Here is a 21,874-nt window from a genome sequence, read left to right on the forward strand (position 1 = left end):
GGCCTCGGTGTCCCCGGCCCGGCCCCATGGCCTTCCGCCGCGGCTGGACGTCCGGGAAGCCGGGCGGTGCGTTCGGGCGGGCCAGGATCTTGGCGTGATCTCGTCGTCCGTTCGACGGGGCGGTTCCGCTTCAAGAACCCGTTCGGCGTAAACCGAGCACGCGGAGCACCCGGAACCCGCCGACGGAGGCGGTCGAACGGCGGCCCTGGACGTGCCCTAAACGGTCTTCAGGGACAGCGCGGTCACCAGCACCGGCGTGACCAGTCCGACCTGCCAGGGCCGCGCCCCGCAGGCGGTGAGCGCCGCGCCCACGGACTCCGTGTCCGGTGTCGTCGGCGGCTCCCAGCACACGCGCCGCACGGTGTCCGGGGTGATCAGGTTCTCCTGCGGCATGTTCAGCCGCTCGGCCAGCGCCGATACGGCGGCCCGCGCGGCGGAGAGCCGGGCGGCGGCGGCCGGGTCCTTGTCGGCCCAGGCGCGCGGCGGAGGAGGCCCGGTCACCGGCTGTCCGGGCTGCGGCAGCTCGTTGTCCGGCAGCGCCTTCGCGCGGTCGACCGCGGCCTGCCACTGTTCGAGCTGGCGCCGGCCCATGCGGTGCCCGAAGCCGTTCAGGGCGGCCAGGGCGTGCATGTTGGCGGGCACGGCGAGCGCCGCCTCGACGATCGCCGCGTCCCCGAGCACCTTGCCCGGCGAGATGTCCCGGCGCTGCGCGACCCGGTCCCGGGTCTCCCACAGTTCCCGTACGACGGCCATCTGCCGGCGGCGGCGCACCTTGTGCATCCCGGACGTACGGCGCCAGGGGTCCTTGCGCGGCGGCGCGGGCTCGGCCTGCGCGATCGCGTCGAACTCCTGCCGGGCCCATTCCAGCTTGCCCTGCCGGTCGAGCTCCTTCTCCAGGGCGTCGCGCAGGTCGACGAGGAGCTCCACGTCGAGCGCGGCGTAGCGCAGCCAGGGTTCGGGCAGCGGGCGCGTCGACCAGTCGACGGCGGAGTGCCCCTTCTCCAGGACGAAGCCGAGGACGCTCTCGACCATCGCGCCGAGGCCCACCCGGGGGAACCCGGCCAGGCGTCCGGCCAGCTCGGTGTCGAAGAGGCTGGTGGGGATCATGCCTATCTCACGGAGACAGGGCAGGTCCTGGGTGGCGGCGTGCAGGACCCACTCGGCCCCGGAGATCGCCTCACCGAGACCCGACAGGTCGGGACAGGCGACGGGGTCGATCAGCGCGCTGCCCGCGCCTTCGCGGCGCAGCTGCACGAGATAGGCGCGCTGGCCGTATCGGTACCCGGACGCGCGTTCGGCGTCGACGGCCACCGGGCCCGTTCCGGCGGCGAAGGCGGCGATCACCTCGGCGAGCGAGGCGTCGTCGGCGATCACGGGCGGAATGCCTTCTCGGGGCTCGAGCAAGGGGGTCGGCGCCGATTCGACGTCGTCCGGAGGGCCGCCTCCGGTGGTTCGCAGTGAGCTGTCTGCTGCGGTCTCTTGGGCGTCGGTCACCTGTCAAGAGTATCTGTGTATGGACAACGCCCGCCGACGGAACGTTCCGTCGACGGGCGTCTGATGGTCGTAAACCAGTCACGTACGTGCAAGACCCGGTTCACGCACGGGGGAGGCGGCCACAGGGCGGAGGAGGGGGGAGGGGAGGACGGGCGGTGTCGGGGGAGGGGTCAGTGGATGATTCCGGTCCGCAGGGCCACCGCGACCATTCCGGCGCGGTCGCCCGTGCCGAGCTTGCGCGCGATGCGGGCGAGGTGGCTCTTGACGGTCAGCGCGGACAGGCCCATGGAGACGCCGATGGCCTTGTTCGACTGGCCCTCCGCGACCAGTCGAAGGACCTCGACCTCGCGTCCGGACAGTTCGCGGTAGCCGCCCGGGTGGCTCGGGGCACCCGGGGGGCGGCGGTGCATACGGGCGGCGGCCGAGCCGATGGGAGCGGTGCCGGGCCGGGTGGGGAGCCCGACGTTCGTACGGGTGCCGGTGACGACATAGCCCTTGACGCCGCCCGCGAGGGCGTTGCGCACGGCACCGATGTCGTCGGCGGCGGAGAGGGCGAGGCCGTTGGGCCAGCCCGCGGCTCGGGTTTCGGAAAGGAGGGTGAGGCCGGAACCGTCCGGCAGGTGGACGTCGGCGACGCAGATGTCACGCGGGTTGCCGATTCGGGGACGGGCCTCCGCGACGGACGACGCCTCGATGACGTCGCGCACTCCGAGCGCCCACAGATGGCGGGTGACGGTGGAGCGGACCCGGGGGTCGGCCACGACCACCATGGCGGTCGGCTTGTTCGGGCGGTAGGCGACCAGGCTTGCGGGCTGCTCGAGGAGAACGGACACCAGGCCTCCTGGGGTGCGGGACGGGACCGGCTCTGGGGGGCGAGCCAGGACGAACCGTGCTTTCAAGGTCACAGACGTCTTCGGCACTAAACCCATGGACCTTTAGAGAATGATCACGATGTGATGAGTAACAATCCGTGCAATTCGGACACGCGATCGATCATCCGAAGATCGAACCGAGTCGTTCCAATGTCGATACGCGGCCGAAAGTGGTCGTATCGACATTCGGCCGGTAAGGAAACGGAAAGGGCGCGCGCGTCGGCGCGCGCCCTTGTGGGGGTCAGCGGGACTGTGGTCCCCGGCGCTGCGGCAGGGTGACGACCGAGGCGTCACCCGGGGTCACCGGCGGCAGTCCGGCGATCTGGCACAGCAGGTCGCACCAGCCCGCGAGGTGCGCGGCGGTGTCCGGGACGCCGCCGAGTCCCTCCCGGGGCGTCCACGACGCGCGGATCTCGATCTGCGAGGCGGCCGGGCGCTCCGCGAGCCCGCCGAAGTAGTGCGAGCTGGCGCGCGTGACGGTGCCGCTCGCCTCGCCGTACGAGAGGCCGCGGGCCTGGAGCGCGCCGGTCAGCCATGACCAGCAGACCTCGGGGAGCAGGGGGTCGGATGCCATCTCCGGCTCCAGTTCCGCGCGGACCAGGGTCACCAGACGGAAGGAGCCCTGCCAGGCGTCGTGCCCGGCCGGGTCGTGCAGCAGGACGAGGCGGCCGTCGGCCAGATCCTCGTCGTCGGCGACGACCGCGGCCTCGAGCGCGTACGAGTACGGGGCCAGGCGCTGCGGTGGTCGCGTCGGGTCGATCTCGATGTCCGGCCGCAGCCGCGCGGCCTTCAGCGCGTCGACGGCCGCCCGGAAGGGCAACGGGGCCGTCTCCGCCGCATTCCTGTCCTCCTCCTTCTTCTCCTTCGCGTCGTCCATTCCGCCAGCGCCGTCCGACAGTCGTCCCTGAGCCGCAGCCATGCCGGGAAGATTAAGGGGAACGGAGCCCGCGCGCAGGGAGAGACACCCGTGCGTGGGACCCCTGTCCGGATCGTGCCGCGCGAACACCACTCCGCGGACGGGCCGTCCGCGGGTCCGGAGCCGGGGCGGCGGGCGCACCGGAGCCCGGGACGGGGATGCCCGCGAGCCGTGGGAGACTTTGCGTCGTGAGCGCCAACCACAGCCCCGCCGGGCAGCAGCCGACAGCCACGTACGAGTCCGCCTTCCTGAAGGCGTGCAGGCGCGAGCCCGTGCCGCACACGCCTGTGTGGTTCATGCGGCAGGCCGGTCGCTCGCTGCCCGAGTACCTCAAGGTGCGCGAGGGCATTCCCATGCTGGAGTCCTGCACGCGGCCCGAGCTGGTCGCCGAGATCACCCTCCAGCCGGTGCGCCGGCACAACGTGGACGCGGCGATCTACTACAGCGACATCGTCGTCCCGCTGAAGGCCATCGGCGTCGACCTGGACATCAAGCCGGGCGTCGGCCCGGTCGTCCAGAACCCGATCCGCACCCGCGCCGACCTGGCCCAGCTGCGCGATCTGACCCCCGAGGACGTCTGGTACGTCACCGAGGCGATCGGACTCCTGACGGCCGAACTCGGCGAGACCCCCCTCATCGGTTTCGCGGGCGCGCCTTTCACCCTCGCGAGCTACCTCGTGGAGGGCGGTCCGTCCAAGAACCACGAGCACACCAAGGCGCTCATGTACGGCGACCCGCAGCTGTGGGCCGACCTGCTCGACCGTCTCGCCGAGATCACCTCCGCCTTCCTGAAGGTGCAGATCGAGGCCGGCGCGAGCGCCGTCCAGCTCTTCGACTCCTGGGTCGGCGCCCTGGCCCCCGCCGACTACCGGCGCTCGGTGATGCCCGCGTCCACCAAGGTCTTCGACGCCGTCGCCTCGTACGGCGTCCCGCGCATCCACTTCGGCGTCGGCACCGGTGAACTGCTCGGCCTCATGGGCGAGGCCGGCGCGGACGTGGTCGGCGTCGACTGGCGCGTCCCGCTCGACGAGGCCGCCCGTCGCGTCGGCCCCGGCAAGGCGCTCCAGGGCAACCTCGACCCCGCGGTCCTGTTCTCGACCACCGAGGCCGTCGAGGCGAAGACCCGCGAGGTGCTCGACGCCGCCGCCGGTCTGGAGGGCCACGTCTTCAACCTCGGCCACGGCGTCCCGCCGAGCATGGACCCGGACGCGCTGACCCGCCTGGTGGAGTACGTCCACACGCGGACGGCCCGCTGACCCGGCTCCCGTACCCGCCGGCTCACCAACTGTGCCGCGCCTGTCTGCCGAACAGCAGACGGCGCGGTTCGGGCGGTGGCGGGGTGCCGGGGCGCAGCGGCCAGGCCAGGAGCATGCCGGCCAGGAAGCCGACGACGTGCGCCGCGTAGGCCACGGTTCCCGCGGCGGGCACGGCGGCGCCGGACGAGTACGCCGCCTGGAGCACGAACCAGAAGCCCAGCACGAGCCACGCGGGCAGCCGGAGCGGCAGGAACACCAGGAACGGGACGAGCACCCAGACCCTGGCTCTCGGATACAGCACCAGATAGGCGCCGAGGACCCCGGCGATCGCCCCCGAGGCGCCGATCAGCGGGTCGCCCGAGTCCTCGTTGACCAGCGCGAAGCCGTACGCCGCCGCGAAACCGCAGGCCACGTAGAACAGCGTGAAGCGCACATGTCCGAGCCGGTCCTCGATGTTGTTGCCGAAGATCAGCAGGAAGAGCATGTTGCCCAGCAGATGCAGCCAGCTCCCGTGCAGGAACATCGCCGTGAACACCGACAGCGGCGGCGACTTGTCGTAGCCGGGCGGGCCCACCACACAGCCCGACCCGTGCGGGCCGCCGCCGACCTCGCCGGTCGGCACCAGCCGGGGCATCCGATGGTGGATCAGTTCCCGCGGCACGGCCGCGAAATGGTCCATGAACGCGTGCAGATGGCACAGCTGCGACTGGGCGCTGTCCCCCGCCACCGATCCGGCGAGGCCGGGTGTGTAGAGGAACACGAGGACATTGGCGGCGATCAGCGCGTACGTCACATAGGGCGTGCGCCGCACCGGGTTCACGTCATGGACGGGAATGACCACGAGAAAGTACTGCCCCCGATGAGCGGGGTGAATCCGTGCCCGGCCGCGCCCGGGCGAGCGCCCAACTGCCCGGCGGCCGAGGCGGTTTCCCTTCGAACACACTGAACACCTGTGCCCCCGCGGCCGTATGTCTCCTCGACCGCCCGCGCCGCGCCGAAGACGCGACGCGGGTACGACGCGACGACGTTGAAGACGTGAGGACACAGGCCATGAGCGACCGAGTTACTCCTCCGATGCATGCCCTGCCCGACGGCGAGGCGGAAATCGCCCTGGTGCTGCACCTCCCCTGGGAGGACGTCGCCGCGCTCGGCCAGGAGGCCGGACGGCTCGCGGCCCGGATGCAGCGGCCCGTGACCCTGGACGAGGCCGTCAGTCACCGACTGCGCTCCTCCCGGTCGGCGGCGCACGCGAAGCCGGCCCAGACCCCGCCCGCGGTCACTGCGGCGGCCTCGGTCTCCTCGCTGCCGCCCCGGCCCCCGGCGGAGCAGGCCCGGCAGGCGATCGACCGGATCAACGGGACGGCCGGGCACGAGTCCGCGTAACCGGCACGCGGGCCACCGCACGCGCCGTCGGCCACGTGCGCTACCCACCCGGCAGGCCGGCCGACGCGCCTTCCCGTGCCCGAGACGGGGGCGGGAGGTGCGTTCCCGTGCCCGTGACGGGGCGTCGTGCTCTGTCCTTCCCGCGCCCGGGACGGAGCCCGTGTCGTACCTCCCTCGCCCATCAGGGGGGACTCGTCACCGGTCGCCGTGCCGTACCTTCGCCACCGCCTTGCGGGCCGCCACCAGGACGGGGTCCCAGACCGGGGAGAACGGCGGCGCGTAGCCGAGGTCCAGCATCGTCATCTGTTCCACCGTCATGCCCGCGGTCAGCGCCACCGCCGCGACGTCCACCCGCTTCGCCGCGCCCTCCCGGCCGACGATCTGCACGCCGAGCAGCCGCCCCGTGCGGCGCTCCGCGAGCATCTTCACCGTCATGAGGGCGGCGTCCGGGTAGTAGCCCGCGCGGCTCGTCGACTCGATGGTGACGGACTCGAACCGCAGGCCCGCCCGGCGCGCGTCCTTCTCGCGGAGCCCGGTGCGCGCGATCTCCAGATCGCAGACCTTGCTCACCGCCGTGCCGACCACACCGGGGAACGTGGCATATCCACCGGCCGCGTTGGAGCCGATCACCTGCCCGTGCTTGTTCGCGTGGGTGCCCAGCGCGATGTGCCGCTCGCGGCCCGAGACCAGGTCGAGCACCTCGACGCAGTCGCCGCCCGCCCAGATGTTCTCGTGCCCGCGCACCCGCATCGCCAGATCGGTGAGCAGGCCGCCGTGCTCGCCGAGCGGCAGCCCCGCCGCGCGGGCGAGCGTGGTCTCGGGGCGTACGCCGATGCCCAGCACCACCACGTCCGCCGGGTACGTGGCTTTGTCCGTGACGACCGCGCTGACCCGCCCCCCGTCGCCGGTGAGGAACGCGGTGACCTCGGCGTCGCCGACCATGGCGATCCCGAGCCCCTCCATGGCCGTGTGCACCAGGCGGCCCATGTCCGGGTCCAGCGTGGACATGGGTTCCCCGCCCCGGTTGACGACGGTCACCTCGTACCCGCGGTTGATGAGCGCCTCGGCCATCTCCACGCCGATGTAGCCCGCGCCGACGACCACGGCACGGCGGCCCTCGGTCACCGCCAGTGTGTCGAGCAGGGCCTGTCCGTCGTCCAGGGTCTGCACGCCGTGCACGCCCGGCGCGTCGGCGCCCGGCAGATCCGGGCGGACCGGACGCGCGCCGGTCGCGATCACGAGTTTGTCGTACGACGTCCACGCCTCGGCCCCGGTGCCGAGGTCCAGGGAGCGCACCCGGGCACCCGCCACGTCGATCTCGGTGACCTCCGTACGCATCCGCAGGTCGATGGCGCGCTCACGGTGTTCCTCGGGGGTCCGCGCGATCAGCCGGTCGCGTCCGGGGACGTCGCCGCCCACCCAGTACGGGATGCCGCACGCCGAGTACGACGTGAAGTGCCCCCGCTCGAACGCCACGATCTCCAGCTCGTCCGGACAGCGCAGCCGGCGGGCCTGTGACGCGGCGGACATGCCCGCCGCGTCACCGCCGATCACGACCAGTCGTTCCCGGGCCCCGCCCCTGTCGCCCGTACTCGGCGTACCGCCCGTAGTACCCGTACTACCCGTATCGCTCGCACCGCTCATGCTCATGCGAACACGCTACGGGGGCACGGCACTTCAGTCCTCCTCGCCGCCTGCCGAGGAACCGTCGCGGGTGGGCGGGGCGGCCTTCGGCGCGCCCGTGCTCCCTGAAGCCGGCCCGGCAGCCGGGTCCGAAGCCGGGCGGGAGGCCGGAACCGGGGCCGCGGACGGATGCGCTGCGGGACCGCCGTACGGCCCGGCAGCCACCGCCGGAGCCTGGCGCCTGCGCAGACGGGGGCTCACCCCGCGCATCCACACCAGGGCGACCAGGGCCAGGGCCGCCGCGAAGGGGAGCACCGCCCCGATCGCCAGGGCCAGCCAGCGCACGACGGTGACCAGCACGTTCCAGCCACCGGAGAGCGCGTCCAGGAAGCCCGGGTCCTCGTGCTTCCTCTCGGCCTTCCTCACCGGTGTCTCGGACAGCGAGAGCGTGATCGTGGCCAGGCTCGTACGGTCCTTCAGCGACGCCTGCTGGGCGAGCAGCGCCTCCAGGTCGGACTCCCGGCTGCTCAACTCCCCTTCCAGGGTGACCACATCACTGAGCTTGGTCGCCTGGTCCATCAGTTCGCGGACCCGGGCCACGCTCGCGCGCTGCGACTTGACGCGGCTCTCCACGTCCACGACCTGATCGGTGACGTCCTGTGCCTTGGCCGTCCGCGCCACGACCTTGCCGGTGCCCTCCAGCTCGGCGAGCACCTGGTCGTACCGCTCGCCGGGCACCCGCAGGACGAGGCGCGTGCGCTCGTGGCCCCGCCTGTCGCGGGTGGTGGTCTCGTCGCCGACATAGCCGCCGGCGTTCTCGGCCGTCGCGCGGGCGTCGTCCAGCGCCCTGGGCACCTCCTTGACCACGACGGTCAGGGAGGCGGTGCGGATGATGCTGTTCGCGGTCACCTCGGGCGGGGCGGCCTTGCGGCCTCTCGAACCGTCGCTCCCCGCGGCACCCGGGGCCACCTTCTCGGCAGCGGCACCGTTCGCGCTCCCGGCGTCCGGGGCGGCCGCCTTGCCGTCGGCGGCGCTTCCCGTCCCACCGGCGCCGCATCCCGTCAGCGCGAGCGCGGCGACGAGGAACATCCCCGCGAAGACCCGCGCGGGGCGGACAGGCCGGCCAGGGCGGACGGGCGGTACCGGCGACGCGGACGCGGCGGACAGGACAGGTGACACGGGCCGTAGCGGATGTCCGGAGCTGCGTGTGTGCATGCGGGTCTACCCCCAGGGTGGTGACGACTGACGGTTCTTCGACGCCGGACCGGTGCGGAACGTTGGCGGGATCCGGTCCCGATGCGGTCACGGTCCGGACTCACGCGGGACACCGGGCTCCCCGCCGGAGGTGTCAGCGGGGTCTGAGAAAGTGGAGGCATGCGCGAAGAGGACACTCGTACCGGTTCGGGACACGTCGTGGTCGTCGGCGGAGGGATCGCGGGACTGGCCGCCGCCCACCGCCTGCTGGGGCGGGGCGCGCGCGTCACCGTCCTGGAGGCGTCGGACCGGATCGGCGGCAAGCTGCTGACCGGCGAGATCGCGGGCGCCCGCGTGGACCTCGGTGCCGAGTCGATGCTGGCGCGCCGCCCGGAGGCCGTCGACCTCGCCCGCGAGGCCGGACTCGGCGACCGGCTCCAGCCGCCCGCCACCGCGACGGCCTCCCTGTGGACCCGCGGAGCCCTGCGCCCCATGCCCAAGGGCCATGTCATGGGCGTCCCCGGCAGCGCGTCCGCCCTCGCCGGCGTCGTCTCCGAAGAGGGCCTGCGCCGCATCGAGCGCGACGCCGATCTGCCCCGCACGGAGGTGGGCGAGGACATCGCCGTGGGCGAGTACGTGGCGGCACGCCTCGGCCGCGAGGTCGTCGACCGTCTCGTCGAACCCCTCCTCGGCGGCGTGTACGCGGGCGACGCCTACCGCATCTCGCTGCGCCTGGCCGTCCCCCAGCTCTACGCCGCCGCCCGCACGCACACCTCCCTCACCGGGGCCGTCCGCGAGATCCAGACCAGGGCGGCCGCCGCCGGACAGAGCGGCCCGGTGTTCATGGGCATCGACGGGGGAGTGGGCCAACTGCCGCTCGCCGTCGCCGAGTCGGTGACCGCACGCGGGGGCGAGATCCTCACCGGGACGCCGGTGACCGAGCTGCGCAGGACCGCGGCGGCCGGGCCCGGCACCGGTGAGCCGCCCCGCGCGGCCTGGCGCGTCGTCGCCGGAGACCGTGTCCTGCACGCCGACGCGGTCGTCCTCGCGCTGCCCGCCCCGGCCGCCGCCGCGCTGCTGCGGGCCGAGGCCCCCGCCGCGGCGGCCGAGCTGGCCGCCGTGGAGTACGCGTCGATGGCCCTGGTGACGCTCGCCTACCGGAGTGAGGGCGTCACCCTCCCCGAAGGAAGCGGTTTTCTGGTGCCGCCGGTCGACGGGCACACCATCAAGGCGTCCACCTTCGCCTCCCGCAAGTGGGGCTGGATCGCCGACCAGGACCCCGGTCTGCTGGTGCTGCGCACCTCCGTCGGGCGGTACGGCGAGACGGAGGTCCTCGGCCGGTCCGACGCCGACCTCGTCCAGGTGTCCCGGCACGACCTGCGGGAGGCGACCGGGCTCGACGCCGAGCCGGTGGAGACCCGGGTGACCCGCTGGAACGACGGACTGCCCCAGTACCCCGTCGGCCATCACGCGCGCGTGGCCCGCGTCCGCGAGCACGTCGGCAAGCTGCCGGGCCTCGCGGTCTGCGGCGCCGCGTACGACGGGGTCGGCATCCCCGCCTGCATCGCGTCCGCGTACGCCGCCGTCGACCGGATCGAGGGCGACACCCGCGCCCTGGACGCGCTCCGGGCGAACCCGGTGCGGAGCCCGCACGGCGGCGCGGGAGAATAGCCCCATGAGTGACGACGCCCCCACCACCGATTCCGGCAGGGTCCCGAACAAGGGCAAGCTGGCCAAGGACCTCAACGAGGTCATCCGCTACACCCTGTGGTCCGTCTTCCGGCTGAAGGACGTGCTGCCCGAGGACCGCACCGGTTACGCCGACGAGGTCCAGGAGCTGTTCGACCAGCTCGCCGCGAAGGACGTCACCGTCCGCGGCACCTACGACGTGTCGGGGCTGCGCGCCGACGCCGACCTCATGATCTGGTGGCACGCCGAGACCGCCGACCAGCTCCAGGAGGCGTACAACCTCTTCCGCCGGACGAAGCTGGGCCGCGCCCTGGAGCCGGTCTGGTCGAACATGGCGCTGCACCGGCCCGCCGAGTTCAACCGCTCGCACGTCCCGGCGTTCCTCGCCGACGAGACGCCCCGCGACTACGTCAGCGTCTACCCGTTCGTGCGCTCGTACGACTGGTACCTGCTGGCCGACGAGGACCGCCGCCGGATGCTCGCCGACCACGGCAAGATGGCCCGCGGCTACCCCGACGTGCGCGCGAACACGGTCGCCTCGTTCTCGCTCGGCGACTACGAGTGGATCCTCGCCTTCGAGGCCGACGAGCTCCACCGCATCGTCGACCTGATGCGCCACCTGCGTGCCTCCGAGGCCCGGATGCACGTCCGCGAAGAGGTCCCGTTCTACACCGGCCGCCGCAAGGACGTCGCCGACCTGGTCGCGGGCCTCGCCTGACCGTCCCGGCAATGAGGCGGGCGCCCCTTTGGGGGACGCCCGCCTTCACGTTTTCGGGATGTCTGTCAGGGAGCCTGTCTGTCAGGGCGCCCGCCGGACGCTCTTCGTCCCCTTCGTGCCCCGGGCGTTGTCCGGTGCCTGCGGTGTCGGTTCCCGGTGGGGTGCGCAGGCCGCGCTCCGGTCGGGGAGCCGGCCCTCCAGCAGGTAGGCGTCCAGATAGCCGTTGACGCACTTGTTGGGGCCGCCGGCGATCCCATGGGTACCGGCGCCGTTCTCGGTCACCAGCACCGAGCCCCACAGCCGTCGCTGCAGCTCCTTGGCACCCTCGTACGGTGTCGCCGCGTCCCGCTCGGCGGCCAGGATCAGCGTCGGCGGCAGCTCCCCGGGCAGTGTCCGTACGTCGAGCGGCTTCTGCCGCGGCGCGGGCCAGTACGCGCACGGCAGGTTCATCCACACGTTGTCCCAGGTCTCGAACGGCGCGACCCGCGCGAGACGGGTGTTGTCGCGGTCCCAGGTGCGCCAGTCGGTCGGCCAGGGCGCGTCGTTGCACTCCACGGCCGTGTAGACCGCGTTGCCGTTCTCCTGCTCGGCCGCCGCCTCCGGATGCGGTCCCGCCACCTGGATCAGCGGCTTCGGGTCACCCTTCAGATAGGCGGACAGCGCCAGCGCGCGCTGCGGCCAGTAGTCGTCGTAGTACCCGGCCTGCAGGAACGCGCCCTGCAACTGGGCGGGCCCCACCTTGCCGCCCGCGGGGGAGACGGCGAGCCGCGCCCGCGCCTTCTCGTAGGAGCGCCGGACCTCCTCGGGCGTGCGGCCGAGCTTGTACACCTTGTCGTGCCGGGCGATCCAGGCGCGGAAGTCCGCCCAGCGGACCTCGAACGCGGCCGACTGGTCCAGGTTGTTCTGGTACCAGACCTTCTCGGGCGCGGGGTTCACCGCCGAGTCGAAGACCATCCGGCGTACGTGCGAGGGGAACAGCGTCGCGTACAGGGAGCCGAAGTACGTCCCGTACGAGGCGCCCATGAAGGTCAGCTCGCGCTCGCCGAGCGCGGCGCGCAGCACGTCCAGGTCACGGGCGTTGTTGAGCGAGGTGTAGTGGCGCAGGGCGGGACCCGAGCGCTGGGCGCACCCGCGGGCGTACGCCTTCGCCTCCGCGATCCGTGCCTTCTTGTACGACTCCGAGGGGACCGTCGGCGACTGCGTGGGTGCCTTCGGCGGGCGTTTCGGGTCCTGGCAGGACAGCGGCGCGGAGCGGTCGACGCCGCGCGGGGCGTAGCCGACGAGGTCGTACGCGGCCCCGATCCGCTTCCATTCGGGGAGGAAGCCGATCAGCGGGAAGTACATGCCGGAGGCGCCGGGACCGCCCGGGTTGTAGACGAGGGCGCCCTGACGAGGCACCTTGTGCTTCGCGTTGTGCGGGTCCTTGCCGGTGGCCCTCACGCGGCTGACAGTCAGTCTGATCCGTTTGCCGTCGGGGAGGGCGTAGTCGAGGGGCACGGCGACGGTGCCGCACTGGAGGTTCGACGGCAGGTGCTCGACCTTCGCGCACGTGCCGAAGCGGATGCCCGCGGCCGCGGCGCGCTGGGCGGCGACGGCGGTGCCGCGCGCCTCGGCGGAGACGGCCGGGCCCGGCCGGGCCGGTGCGCCGCCCGCCGGAGCGGCGACGAGGCCGGTCAGCAGCAAGGACCCTGCGGTTCCGTGGAGGACAGCAGCTCTCATCGCGAATCCCTTCAGCGTGCGGCAGCGACAAAAGGGATGCTTCGTTCGGCGGTTGGCGAAGTAAAGCACCGGCCGCCGGTGTCGGCGCCAATGACCCCGATGCGCCCCCCGGGGGCGCCCTTCAGCCCCCCCCTCGTGAGCCCCTGGCCGTCAGCTGCCGTGGCCGGTGCCGCGGTCCCGGTGTGTCAGGGCCGCCCGCACCTCCGGCTCGCCGATCGCGCGAATGCCGCGTACGGCGACCGATGTGAGGTACGTACGGTCGTCGCCGGACGCGTCGGAGTGCCGGGCCAGGGTGCCGAGCAGCCGTTGCCCGGCCGGGGAGGCCCAGCGGGTGTAGGGGTGCACCTCGATCCGGGCTATGGCGAGACAGCTCACCGTCAGAATCAGCGGCAGCAGGAACCAGACGGCCACCGGGACCTCGCTCCCGGGGGACTGGCCCGGCAGCAGCAGGGCCGCGGCGGCCAGCGCGAGGACCGCGGCCGCGGCGGCCTGGACCTGGCGGACGGCCTCCGCGACGGTGGTGCGGGCCCCTTCCGGGACGGCGAGGCCGGCCGCGACCAGGTGGTCCGCGAGCCGGCGCACCGAGTCGGCGCCGGCGGTGTTCGCCCGTACCGGCGCTATCCGGGACTGGCCCTCCGGGCCGATGGCCCCGATGACCGAGCGCTCCATGTCGTCGCGCCCGCGCGGATCGACCACCGTCGCCCAGCCGGTGTGCGCGAGCAGCAGCCGATGCTGACGGGCCATCGACACCAGGGTCAGATCGGCCACCCGGGCCGGCCCGCCGGACAGGAACGCGGCCTCGTACAGCGTGAGGTCGTGCCCGCGCGCGATGTCGGCGTCGAGCGTCGCGGCACGGACGGCGGCCAGGCACAGCCGCGTGCAGGAGATACCGGCGGCCGCCCAGGCCAGGAGCAGGAGAAGGACCCAGAACATGGCGTTTTTCTATGCGAAGCGCCGGGCGGGCGCCATGCCTTATTCACTATGTGGGACGGAGCCGTTGCGGGTATGTGACGTTCCGTTTGCCGGGCGTCGCGGGGCGGCCGAAGCCGCCCGGACGCGCGCTCAGGAGGTCGAGGCCGGGTTGGGTCGTGCGGCGGCCGGTGGGACCGGGTAGCCCGAGGACGGGGTCACCGGGACCGGCGACGACGGTGACCGGACCGGGCCGGGCGGCGACGCTGCGGACGAGGGCGTCGAGGAACGTGTGCCCCTCGATGAGGGGCTCGCCTGCCGTCCGTACGGCCTGGGTGGTGCCGCGCTCCTGGGCCTGCTGTCCCGCGGGCAGCTCCCAGAGCCCGGCCGGGCTCACGGGTGGAGCCCGGGCCGGTGTGCTGGTTCAGCGGCCCAGCAGCGCCCTGCGGGTGGCGCGGGCCAGCCGGGCCACGGGACGCCCCGAGAGCGGGGCCGGCCCCGATCGCTCCAGCCACCAGTCGCGCAGCCGCCGGGTCTCCGCGCCCTCCGGGCGTCCCGCGAGCAGAAGACGTTCGGCGAAGTCCAGGGCGTCGCGCCGGTAGCCGCCGGTCATCGGATGCCTCTGGGCGTACGCGAGGAACGCCGGCCGGTAGCCGTCCGCGAGGATCTCCGGCAGCTCCGGAGCCACCTTCGCCACGACGTCCGCCCGCTTGGCGGCGAGGGCACGCGCCTGCACGCCGAGCCGTACGCGGTCGAAGCCCTCGGGTACGGGGGTCCCCGCGACGAGCGCGGACAACAGGGCGGCCTGCGCCAGCGCGAGCCGCTGCCGGGCGGCGCCTTCGGCATGGGTGCCGGGTCGCGTGCCGGATTCCGTGCCGGATTCGGTGGGGGAGCTCGCGCCGGCCGGGATGTCGGGCCCGGTTCCGGCGTCGCCCGGTGTCCGGGATGCCGCTGGGGTGACCGACGGGACTACCGCAGGGGTCGGCGCCGAGGGAGCGGCCGAACTGCCCAGCAGGACGGTCGCGTTGCGCTCGGACTCTTCGGCCGCTCCGGCCGAGGCCCGCTCCAGCGTCCCCCGGATCGCGGTCAGCTCCCGCTCCAGCTCGGCCGGTTCGGGGAAGTCGTCGTCCCGTTCGAGGAGGACCCCCGGCGGGGTCACCCGGGAGGCGAGGTCGGCGAGGATGTCGAGGACGGGCCGCGGAACGGGATGGGCGTGGCTGTCGTGCCAGACGCCGTCCCGTTCGAAGCCGCCGGCGACGTGGACGTAGGCGATGGCCTCGACGGGCAGTTCGTCGAGCGCCTTGGCGGGGTCCTCACCACGGTTGACATGGTTGGTGTGGAGGTTGGCCACATCGATGAGCAGCCGGACGCCGGTGCGGTCGGCCAGGTCGTAGAGGAACTGTCCCTCGGTCATCTCCTCGCCCGGCCAGGAGATCAGCGCGGCGATGTTCTCCACCGCGAGGGGGACGGGCAGCACGGCCTGAGCCGCGCGGACGTTCTCGCACAGGACGTCCAGCGCGTCCCGGGTGCGCGGAACCGGCAGCAGGTGCCCGGCCTCCAGCAGCGGTGACGCGGTGAGCGGGCCGCCCGCCCGGACGAACGCGATGTGCTCCGTGACCAGCGGAGAACCCAGGGCCTCGGCGCGTTCGGCGAGCGCGGCGAGCCGGGACTCGTCGGGCCGGTCGGCGCCGCCGAGGCCCAGGGAGACCCCGTGCGGCACCACCGTGACACCGCGCTCGCGCAGCCGCAGCAGCGACGCGGGGACATGGCCGGGGCACACGTTCTCCGCCACGGCCTCGACCCAGTCGATGCCGGGCATACGCTCCACGGCCTCGGCGATCTCCGGCCGCCACCCGATTCCCGTACCCAGCCGCACAGGCTGCCGCATGTCCCCTCCTCCGTCGCCGCCTCGACCGGGCCCGCTTGCGCGTCGCTCCCCCGCGACAGCCCGTGTTCCGGCGTGACGGAGTCATGGCCCCGGAAGCGTCGGCCGAACCCACCGGGGCGGACGTTCAGAGCAACATTTGAGGTTCCGCGCCCGCCGGCAGCACCAGGGGCGGGAGTGGGGCCGGCGTAGCGTCGACATGAATGCCGGCGGTGCTTGAATCGTGGCCATGTCGATCCGGACGCGCCGAGAGCGTGAACGAGCGGAGTCTGTGCGGCTGATCGTGACGGCCGCCCGCGAACTGGCCGAAAATGAGGGCGGGCGCCTGCCCCGCGCGGGGCACGACCGGCCACTGTCCTCGCTGATCGGCCATTTCACGCCACCTCGATGAACCAGGGGTGCGGGCCGCCAAGGGGATCCGCGCCGCGTCCTTCCTTCGGGGACTGGTAAGGCCAACTTCCGTTTCCCTAGTATGGGTTGTCGGTCGGGCCAGTCGGGTTGGCGCGACACGGATCTGGGGGAACGATGCAGCCTGGCGAGCAGCTGTCCACGTCGATCGATGCCACGGTGCCCACGGCCGCGCGCATGTACGACCACTACCTGGGCGGCAAGGACAACTACGCCGCCGACCGGGCGGCCTGCGAAGAGCTGGACAAGGTCGTGCCCAGCACGCGCGCGCTGGCGTTGAACAACCGGCGCTTCCTTCAGCGGGTGGTGAGGACGCTGGCGGACGGATACGGAATCAGGCAGTTCCTCGACCACGGATCCGGCCTGCCCACCCAGAACAACGTGCACCAGGTCGCCCAGGCGATCGACGCGGCTTCCCGGGTGGTGTACGTCGACGTCGACCCGATGGTGCTGGTGCACGGCCGGGCCCTGCTGGACCAGAACGATCGTACGGCCGTCATCCACGCCGACCTGCGGGAGACCGAGGCGATCTTCGACCACCCCGACACCCATCGGCTGATCGACCTCTCGCAGCCGGTGGCCGTGCTGTTCAACTCGGTGTTCCACTGCATCCCGGACAGCGAGACGGACGGGCCCCTTCCCGTGATCCGCCGCGTCGCCGAACGGCTCGCGCCCGGCAGCTTCATGGTGATGTGCCAGCTGGTCAGCGAGGACGCGGAGGTCCGGAAGTTCGTCACCGACTTCATGGACACCGCGACGCAGGGCCACTGGGGCCGGGTGCGCCAGGAGAAGGACGTGGCGGAGTTCTTCGACGGCATGGACATCCTCGAACCCGGACTCGTCGAGGTGTCCACCTGGCGACCGGACACCGATGTCGTGCCGCGCCAACTCACGCAGGAGTGGATCGAGTTCGGCGGGGTCGGCCGCATCCGTCAGGACCACGCCGACGGGGTGTGACGACCCGTCAGTGCGACGCGCTGTAGCGCTGGTCCATCGTGTCGCGCAGCAGCGCGAGGGACGCGCGCGGGCTGAGGGCCTCGTCGGCGAGCCGGTCCAGTACCACCCGGTACTCCTCCGTCTCGTCGCGGTCCTCAAGGAAGTTCGCGCTCCTGATGTGCTCCAGGTAGACGATGTCGGGCAGTTCGACGCCGCCGAAGCGCAGATAGGTGACGGGGATGGCCGGTGCCGAGGCGTTCGTGACGTCCAACGGCACGATCTGCAAGCTCACATGGGGACGCTGAGCCATCTCGATGAGGTGCTCCAGCTGGGCGCGCATCACCTCGCGGCTGCCCAGGACGCGAAGCAGTACGGACTCGTCGACAACGGCCCACAGGTGAGGGGCGTCCGCCCGGTTCAGCAGCTCCCGCCGGCGCATCCGCAGCTCCACCCGGCGCTGCACCTCGCCGGCCGGCGCCGTCGGCAGACCGCGTTCCACCACGGCCCGGGTGTAGTCGGGAGTCTGCAACAGGCCCGGAACGTACTGGATCTCGAAGGTACGGATGGTGGTGGCCGCCTCCTGGAGCCCGACCAGCCGGTCGAACCACTCGGGCATCAACCGCTTGTCGTAGCGCTGCCACCACCCCGGCTCACCGGCGCGCTTCAGGAGTCTGAGGAGGACCGACACCTCGTAGTCGTCGGTCCCGAACAGCTCCAGCAGCGCGCGGACATCGCCCTCCGTGGGAGGCCGGCGACCCTTGCCCGCCTCTATGCGCGACAGCTTCGCCGCGCTGAACCCCAGGGAGCGCGCCGCCTGTTCCTGGGAGAAGCCCGCGTCCTCACGGGCGCCGGCCAGCTGAACGCCGACCAGCATCTTGAGCAGAGTGGGGGCGGGCTCCGCCCGGCTCAGATACGGTTCGAGGCGGGAGACGCGGGGTGACTCGACGGACATCCTGACTCCCAGTCGACCGGCAGAAGACGCCAAATTATCGCACTGCGCCGGACTCCGCCGCATGGGGAGACAGAAGTGGACAACTGGCCTTCCGTTTCAACCGAGTTCGAAGAGTCCGGGGGCCGTCTCACAGCAGGTGGTCGAACTCCCCCTCCTTCGCGCCGGCCAGGAACGCGGCCACCTCCGCCGGGGTGTAGACGAGGGCCGGACCGTCGGGGTCACGGGAGTTGCGCACCGCGATGCCTCCGTCGCCCAGGGAGGCCACCTCGACGCAGTTGCCCTCGGCATTGCTGTGCCTGCTCTTGATCCAGGAGACACCCAGCGAGCTCGCCCGCACTCCGTTCGGCACTGATGGCACCAACGCACTCTCCTTGCTGACGTTCCACCGCGTGCGCACCCGCCCGGCCGCCCGGTCGTGGGCTCCGGCCGGACCTCACGCGGCCCCTGCCTCTCTCCGTCTTCGTGCAATTTCTCGTGCAATTGCACGAAGACGCTGTCAGCGTGGATAATAGCCGTGGCGTCAACCTCGTTACCAGCGCCACGTGCTGACGTCGTATCAGGAGCTCCCCCGGAAGCGTGATCGTCCGGAACGGGCTGTCGGCCCGCCGCGCACCTGACACTGTCCGACGCCTTCGGAGGGAGCGGAAATGGCAACACCACTCAGGAACCTGGAACGCGTGTCGTGGGACGACATCAAGGACTCCAAGGGGGCGGCGGAGGCCATCCCGTTCCTGCTCAACACCGTGGCCTGGGGTGATGCGGCAACGGCCAGGGCGGCACTCCAGGACCTGAGGGAACGAATCTGCCAGTACGGATTCGTCGTGGAGCAGGCGACGGCCGCGGCCGTCCCCTTCCTCTGGGAACTCGCCGAACTTCCCCAGGTCACCTGCCGTGTGCAGATAATCCAGCTCCTGAAGGACATCGCGGACGCCCGGCAGTGGGAGCGCACGGCCGCCGCCTACCCCAAACTGCTCAACCGCCGTGAGAACTGGGTGGGCTGGGAGCGCGAAGCCCGCCAGGCCGTACGCGCCCACCGCGGCACTCTCCAGCACCTGCTCGCCGAGCCGGACACCGAACTCGTCCGGGTCACCACGGAACTCGCCTGCACGCTGGCCGACTGAGGCTCCGGACTCACGGACCGGGCGGAGGCTCCGGCCCCACGGACCGGGCGCCGGTGCGCACACGCACCACGTCAACCGCGGCCCCGCGCACGCCTGGAGCCGGGCGGAACGCCTCGGCGTCAGCCCGCTGTCAGCCAGCCGAGTCCGGTGCGCGTTCCGGCAGGGTGCCTACGCGGTCGTGTCCCTCGACGGCGACGGTCAGTCCGGGAGCGATCTCCGTGAACCCCGCGTCACGGACCAACGGCCGCTCCGAGGTCGCGAGTTCACGCCAGTGGACCGGATCCGCGGTCCGTACGGACAGGGCGAAACCCGCATCGCGCCAGGCGGTCCGCTCCTTCTCCGACAGCTCCCACCAGGCCAGTTGGGCGCCATGACCCGTCTGCGCCATCGTCTTGCCGGCCGACATGTCGAGCTCCGGGTTGAGCCACAGCACGGGCGCCGCCGGATCTGCCGGTGCCGGCGGCTCCGGATCGTCGAGGTCCGTACCGGACACCTGGAGCCGCGCCAGATCCTTGGGCCAGCCGTCCAGCGGCACCGGCGGGAAGACCCGCACCTCCGCGGAACCCCCGGTCACCGTGATACCGGGCAGTGCCTCGGCCCGCCGCCACTCGGCACCGCGCGCCCGCCGTACGACCTTGCGGATCCGGGCGTCCTGCCAGTCCCGCATCGCCTGCGCCCACTCACCCTCCCCGAGCGAACGCTCGTCGCTCAGGATGGTCAGCACGGCCCGCGCCGCGGTCTCCAGCGCGTCGGTGCGCGCCGGGGGAGCGGCCTTCTCGATGTGCACGACCAGCGGCAGCACGAACTGCCGCGCCTTGTCGCGCACGGTGGGCTCGGTACGGAACGGGCTGTCGTCGGCGGAGGCCGGGTCGCTGCTCACGCCCACCAGTCTGCCAGGCGGAAGATCCGTTCCGAACGGACGGCCGGTTCTCGCGGATGCCCGCGCCTCCGCGCCGGTCAGCCCGAACACGCGGTGCGCTGGGCCTCCTGCCATGCGCAGACGGGGCACAGGGTGATCCCCTTGTGCGACTCCGGGTACTCGCTGGGCTCACGGCACAGCACGCACTCCGCGTACGGCGGCCCGCCCTGCCCCGCCGCGTCGAGGGCGCCGAGGGATTTCCCGGCCGGCCCGTCCGCACCGATCGCGCAGTAGTCGTCGCTCATGCCTCCAGCTTACGAGCGGCGGGCGGCAGGGGGTACGAGGAGCGGGCGGGCCGGGGATGCTCAGTGCCGTCTGTCCGCGGCGCCGATCAGCTGGGACACCTTCACGAACCGGAAGCCCCTGTGGCGCAGCTCGGGAACGACCGTCCGCAGTGCCCGCTCGGTCACCGGCGCCGCGCTGCGGGTGCAGTGCATGACGACGACGGACCCGGACCGCACTCCGTCGAGGACCTGTTGTGCCACCGCGTCGGCGTCCGTCGCGAACGCGTCCCCGCTCACCACGTCCCACTGCACGGCGGTGACCCCGGCCGCGCTCAACGCCCGCAGCGACCGCTGGTCGTAACACCCGCCGGGGAAACGGAAGTAGGGCATCGCGTTCCGTACCCCGGCCTTCCTGAAGGCGGCGTACGCCCGCTCCACGTCCGCGCGCATCCTGGCCTCGGGTACGGTCGGCAGCCCGTAGCAGTCGCTGGTGAAGGCGTAGTGGCTGTACGAGTGGTTGGCGATCTCGAACAGCGGGTCCTGCCCGATGTCCTTGGCCTCCCGCGGGTACTCGTCGGCCCACCGGCCCGTCATGAAGACGGTCGCGGGCACCTTGAACTTCCGCAGTGTCGCGATCAGCTGGGGATTGTCGAAATGCTCGCCGGCCGCCGCCCGCGCGCCCTCATCCGCGGTCATGTCCGCGTCGAACGTCAGCGCGACGGTCTTGTCCCGTGTGCGCGGCCCGTTCTTGAAGACAGGCGTCAGCCCGGCGGGTCCGGGCGCGAGCGTGGGCGGTCGCGAGGGCGTGGCGCTGCTCGTGGCGCCGGCGGTGGCGGGCGCGTGGTGTCCCCGGCGGGCGGCGGCCGGACTCGCCGGCCCGCCGCACGCGGCGAGTGCGGCACCGAGGACTCCCACGGCGCAGGCCACGACGACGCTCCGTACAGAGAGAATCATCGTGTGATGATATGCGGATAAATATGACTATTCGGCCATCGTCAAGGGTGCGCCGCCCGCATGGGGCCCCGGAGTCACCCGCCGGGAGCTCTGTCCGAGGCTGCCCCGCTTCGCGAGCGGCCGCGGTCCGGCGGGGCGCTCGCCCTGACGCCCTGAGGCTTCGACCCGCATCAGCGGTCGGCGCGCCGGGACACTCTCCGGCGGCGCGTCGTGTTCGGTGCGGCACGCTTCATGGGTTTCACGCCGGCGGCGGACCCGGGACGGGCACGGGATTCATCCCGCGGGCGCATCCGGCTCCGCGCGCTCCGGCGCCTTCCCCGACCCCTCCGCTTCCCGTGGCCCGTCCGGATTCCCTGACCCGTCCGGTTCCCCCGGCTCCATGGGTGTCCCGGGCGGTCGCAGGATTCCGAAGGCGTCCGGGATCCCGAGCCCGTCCGTGTCCGTGAACGCCTCCGACAGGCCGAACGCCTCCGGCACTCCGTTGACCCGGCCCGGCAGGGTGGGGGGTTCCGCGGCCTCGACCGTGGGCTGCCGCTCCGTCCCGGGCGGTACGTTCGGCTGCCGCGCCCGCTGCGAGTCCGCCACCACCGGCGGCTGTCCCGACTGCGCCCGTTCCAGGAAGCGCAGCAGTTCCACCGGGAAGGGCAGGACGAGTGTGGAGTTCTTCTCGGCCGCGACGGCCACCACCGTCTGCAACAGGCG

20 protein-coding genes and 2 pseudogenes are annotated in these 21,874 nt (G+C 72.5%); 6 read left to right on the forward strand and 16 right to left on the reverse strand.

Annotation, left to right across the window (positions count from 1 at the left end; genetic code table 11):
- Nucleotides 1-216 precede the first annotated feature (216 nt).
- From ACZ6KY_RS13010 to ACZ6KY_RS13020, 3 genes are all read right to left on the reverse strand, one after another.
- Entirely contained in the window at nt 217-1,494 is a 1,278-nt protein-coding gene (locus tag ACZ6KY_RS13010) for an HRDC domain-containing protein (RefSeq protein ID WP_469310362.1), read from the reverse strand.
- A 170-nt stretch (nt 1,495-1,664) separates the two neighbouring features.
- The gene (locus ACZ6KY_RS13015) at nt 1,665-2,327 is read right to left on the reverse strand and encodes a LuxR C-terminal-related transcriptional regulator (RefSeq protein WP_469310363.1); all 663 of its coding nucleotides are present in this window, start codon (nt 2,325-2,327) and stop codon (nt 1,665-1,667) included.
- Nucleotides 2,328-2,607: 280 nt separating this feature from the next.
- Nucleotides 2,608-3,285 carry a DUF3000 domain-containing protein gene (locus ACZ6KY_RS13020; RefSeq protein ID WP_469310364.1) on the reverse strand — a complete coding sequence of 226 codons (678 nt, stop codon included), beginning with the start codon at nt 3,283-3,285 and terminating at the stop codon, nt 2,608-2,610.
- A gap of 185 nt (nt 3,286-3,470) precedes the next feature.
- Here ACZ6KY_RS13020 and hemE point away from each other — a divergent pair, with 185 nt between their 5' ends.
- On the forward strand, nt 3,471-4,538 hold the full coding sequence (gene hemE, locus ACZ6KY_RS13025; protein ID WP_469310365.1) for a uroporphyrinogen decarboxylase: 1,068 nt from the start codon (nt 3,471-3,473) through the stop codon (nt 4,536-4,538).
- A 22-nt stretch (nt 4,539-4,560) separates the two neighbouring features.
- Here the strand turns inward: hemE and ACZ6KY_RS13030 are convergent, their stop codons facing one another.
- Nucleotides 4,561-5,379 carry a rhomboid family intramembrane serine protease gene (locus ACZ6KY_RS13030; RefSeq protein WP_469310366.1) on the reverse strand — a complete coding sequence of 273 codons (819 nt, stop codon included), beginning with the start codon at nt 5,377-5,379 and terminating at the stop codon, nt 4,561-4,563.
- Between the two features lie 209 nt (nt 5,380-5,588).
- Here ACZ6KY_RS13030 and ACZ6KY_RS13035 point away from each other — a divergent pair, with 209 nt between their 5' ends.
- The gene (locus tag ACZ6KY_RS13035) at nt 5,589-5,921 is read left to right on the forward strand and encodes a hypothetical protein (RefSeq protein ID WP_401331607.1); all 333 of its coding nucleotides are present in this window, start codon (nt 5,589-5,591) and stop codon (nt 5,919-5,921) included.
- 195 nt (nt 5,922-6,116) lie between these two features.
- Here ACZ6KY_RS13035 and ACZ6KY_RS13040 read toward each other — a convergent pair whose 3' ends face one another.
- Both ACZ6KY_RS13040 and ACZ6KY_RS13045 read right to left on the reverse strand, forming a co-directional pair.
- Complete coding sequence (locus ACZ6KY_RS13040) at nt 6,117-7,565, reverse strand: FAD-dependent oxidoreductase (protein ID WP_469310388.1); 1,449 nt, start codon at nt 7,563-7,565, stop codon at nt 6,117-6,119.
- A gap of 33 nt (nt 7,566-7,598) precedes the next feature.
- Nucleotides 7,599-8,633, reverse strand: a complete 1,035-nt coding sequence (locus ACZ6KY_RS13045; protein ID WP_469310389.1) for a DUF4349 domain-containing protein — start codon at nt 8,631-8,633, stop codon at nt 7,599-7,601.
- Nucleotides 8,634-8,918: 285 nt separating this feature from the next.
- On the opposite strand from ACZ6KY_RS13045, the gene hemG reads away from it, so the two are divergent.
- Nucleotides 8,919-10,409 (forward strand): protoporphyrinogen oxidase, encoded by a 1,491-nt coding sequence (hemG, locus tag ACZ6KY_RS13050; RefSeq protein ID WP_469310367.1) that lies wholly within the window; start codon nt 8,919-8,921, stop codon nt 10,407-10,409.
- A gap of 4 nt (nt 10,410-10,413) precedes the next feature.
- A complete protein-coding gene (gene hemQ / locus ACZ6KY_RS13055) occupies nt 10,414-11,145 on the forward strand; it encodes a hydrogen peroxide-dependent heme synthase (RefSeq protein ID WP_469310368.1) in 732 nt (243 codons plus the stop codon).
- 81 nt (nt 11,146-11,226) lie between these two features.
- Here hemQ and ACZ6KY_RS13060 read toward each other — a convergent pair whose 3' ends face one another.
- From ACZ6KY_RS13060 to ACZ6KY_RS13075, 4 genes and pseudogenes are all read right to left on the reverse strand, one after another.
- Nucleotides 11,227-12,864 carry an alpha/beta hydrolase gene (locus tag ACZ6KY_RS13060; protein WP_469310369.1) on the reverse strand — a complete coding sequence of 546 codons (1,638 nt, stop codon included), beginning with the start codon at nt 12,862-12,864 and terminating at the stop codon, nt 11,227-11,229.
- A gap of 150 nt (nt 12,865-13,014) precedes the next feature.
- Entirely contained in the window at nt 13,015-13,797 is a 783-nt protein-coding gene (locus ACZ6KY_RS13065; protein WP_469310370.1) for a TIGR04222 domain-containing membrane protein, read from the reverse strand.
- A gap of 223 nt (nt 13,798-14,020) precedes the next feature.
- Nucleotides 14,021-14,161 (reverse strand): annotated as a pseudogene (locus ACZ6KY_RS13070) (DUF4142 domain-containing protein); the annotation flags it as partial.
- A 36-nt stretch (nt 14,162-14,197) separates the two neighbouring features.
- Nucleotides 14,198-15,661 carry an MbnB/TglH/ChrH family RiPP precursor modification enzyme gene (locus ACZ6KY_RS13075; protein WP_469310371.1) on the reverse strand — a complete coding sequence of 488 codons (1,464 nt, stop codon included), beginning with the start codon at nt 15,659-15,661 and terminating at the stop codon, nt 14,198-14,200.
- A 522-nt stretch (nt 15,662-16,183) separates the two neighbouring features.
- Here ACZ6KY_RS13075 and ACZ6KY_RS13080 point away from each other — a divergent pair.
- Nucleotides 16,184-17,023 (forward strand): SAM-dependent methyltransferase, encoded by an 840-nt coding sequence (locus ACZ6KY_RS13080; RefSeq protein WP_469310372.1) that lies wholly within the window; start codon nt 16,184-16,186, stop codon nt 17,021-17,023.
- A gap of 7 nt (nt 17,024-17,030) precedes the next feature.
- Here the strand turns inward: ACZ6KY_RS13080 and ACZ6KY_RS13085 are convergent, their stop codons facing one another.
- Nucleotides 17,031-17,954, reverse strand: a complete 924-nt coding sequence (locus tag ACZ6KY_RS13085) for a helix-turn-helix domain-containing protein (RefSeq protein ID WP_469310373.1) — start codon at nt 17,952-17,954, stop codon at nt 17,031-17,033.
- 127 nt (nt 17,955-18,081) lie between these two features.
- Complete coding sequence (locus ACZ6KY_RS13090; protein ID WP_469310374.1) at nt 18,082-18,312, reverse strand: DUF397 domain-containing protein; 231 nt, start codon at nt 18,310-18,312, stop codon at nt 18,082-18,084.
- 289 nt (nt 18,313-18,601) lie between these two features.
- Here ACZ6KY_RS13090 and ACZ6KY_RS13095 point away from each other — a divergent pair, with 289 nt between their 5' ends.
- Nucleotides 18,602-19,075: a hypothetical protein gene (locus ACZ6KY_RS13095; RefSeq protein WP_469310375.1), complete on the forward strand. Its 474-nt coding sequence runs from the start codon at nt 18,602-18,604 to the stop codon at nt 19,073-19,075.
- 130 nt (nt 19,076-19,205) lie between these two features.
- Here the strand turns inward: ACZ6KY_RS13095 and ACZ6KY_RS13100 are convergent, their stop codons facing one another.
- The 4 genes and pseudogenes from ACZ6KY_RS13100 to ACZ6KY_RS13115 form a co-directional block, all read right to left on the reverse strand.
- Entirely contained in the window at nt 19,206-19,955 is a 750-nt protein-coding gene (locus ACZ6KY_RS13100) for a peptidyl-tRNA hydrolase (protein ID WP_469310376.1), read from the reverse strand.
- Nucleotides 19,956-20,032: 77 nt separating this feature from the next.
- A complete protein-coding gene (locus tag ACZ6KY_RS13105; RefSeq protein ID WP_469310377.1) occupies nt 20,033-20,239 on the reverse strand; it encodes a hypothetical protein in 207 nt (68 codons plus the stop codon).
- A 60-nt stretch (nt 20,240-20,299) separates the two neighbouring features.
- Entirely contained in the window at nt 20,300-21,172 is an 873-nt protein-coding gene (locus ACZ6KY_RS13110; protein WP_469310378.1) for a polysaccharide deacetylase family protein, read from the reverse strand.
- Nucleotides 21,173-21,445: 273 nt separating this feature from the next.
- Nucleotides 21,446-21,874, reverse strand: a pseudogene (locus tag ACZ6KY_RS13115) (hypothetical protein); the annotation flags it as partial.

The sequence above is a fragment of the Streptomyces sp. NPDC042002 genome (genome assembly GCF_055588305.1).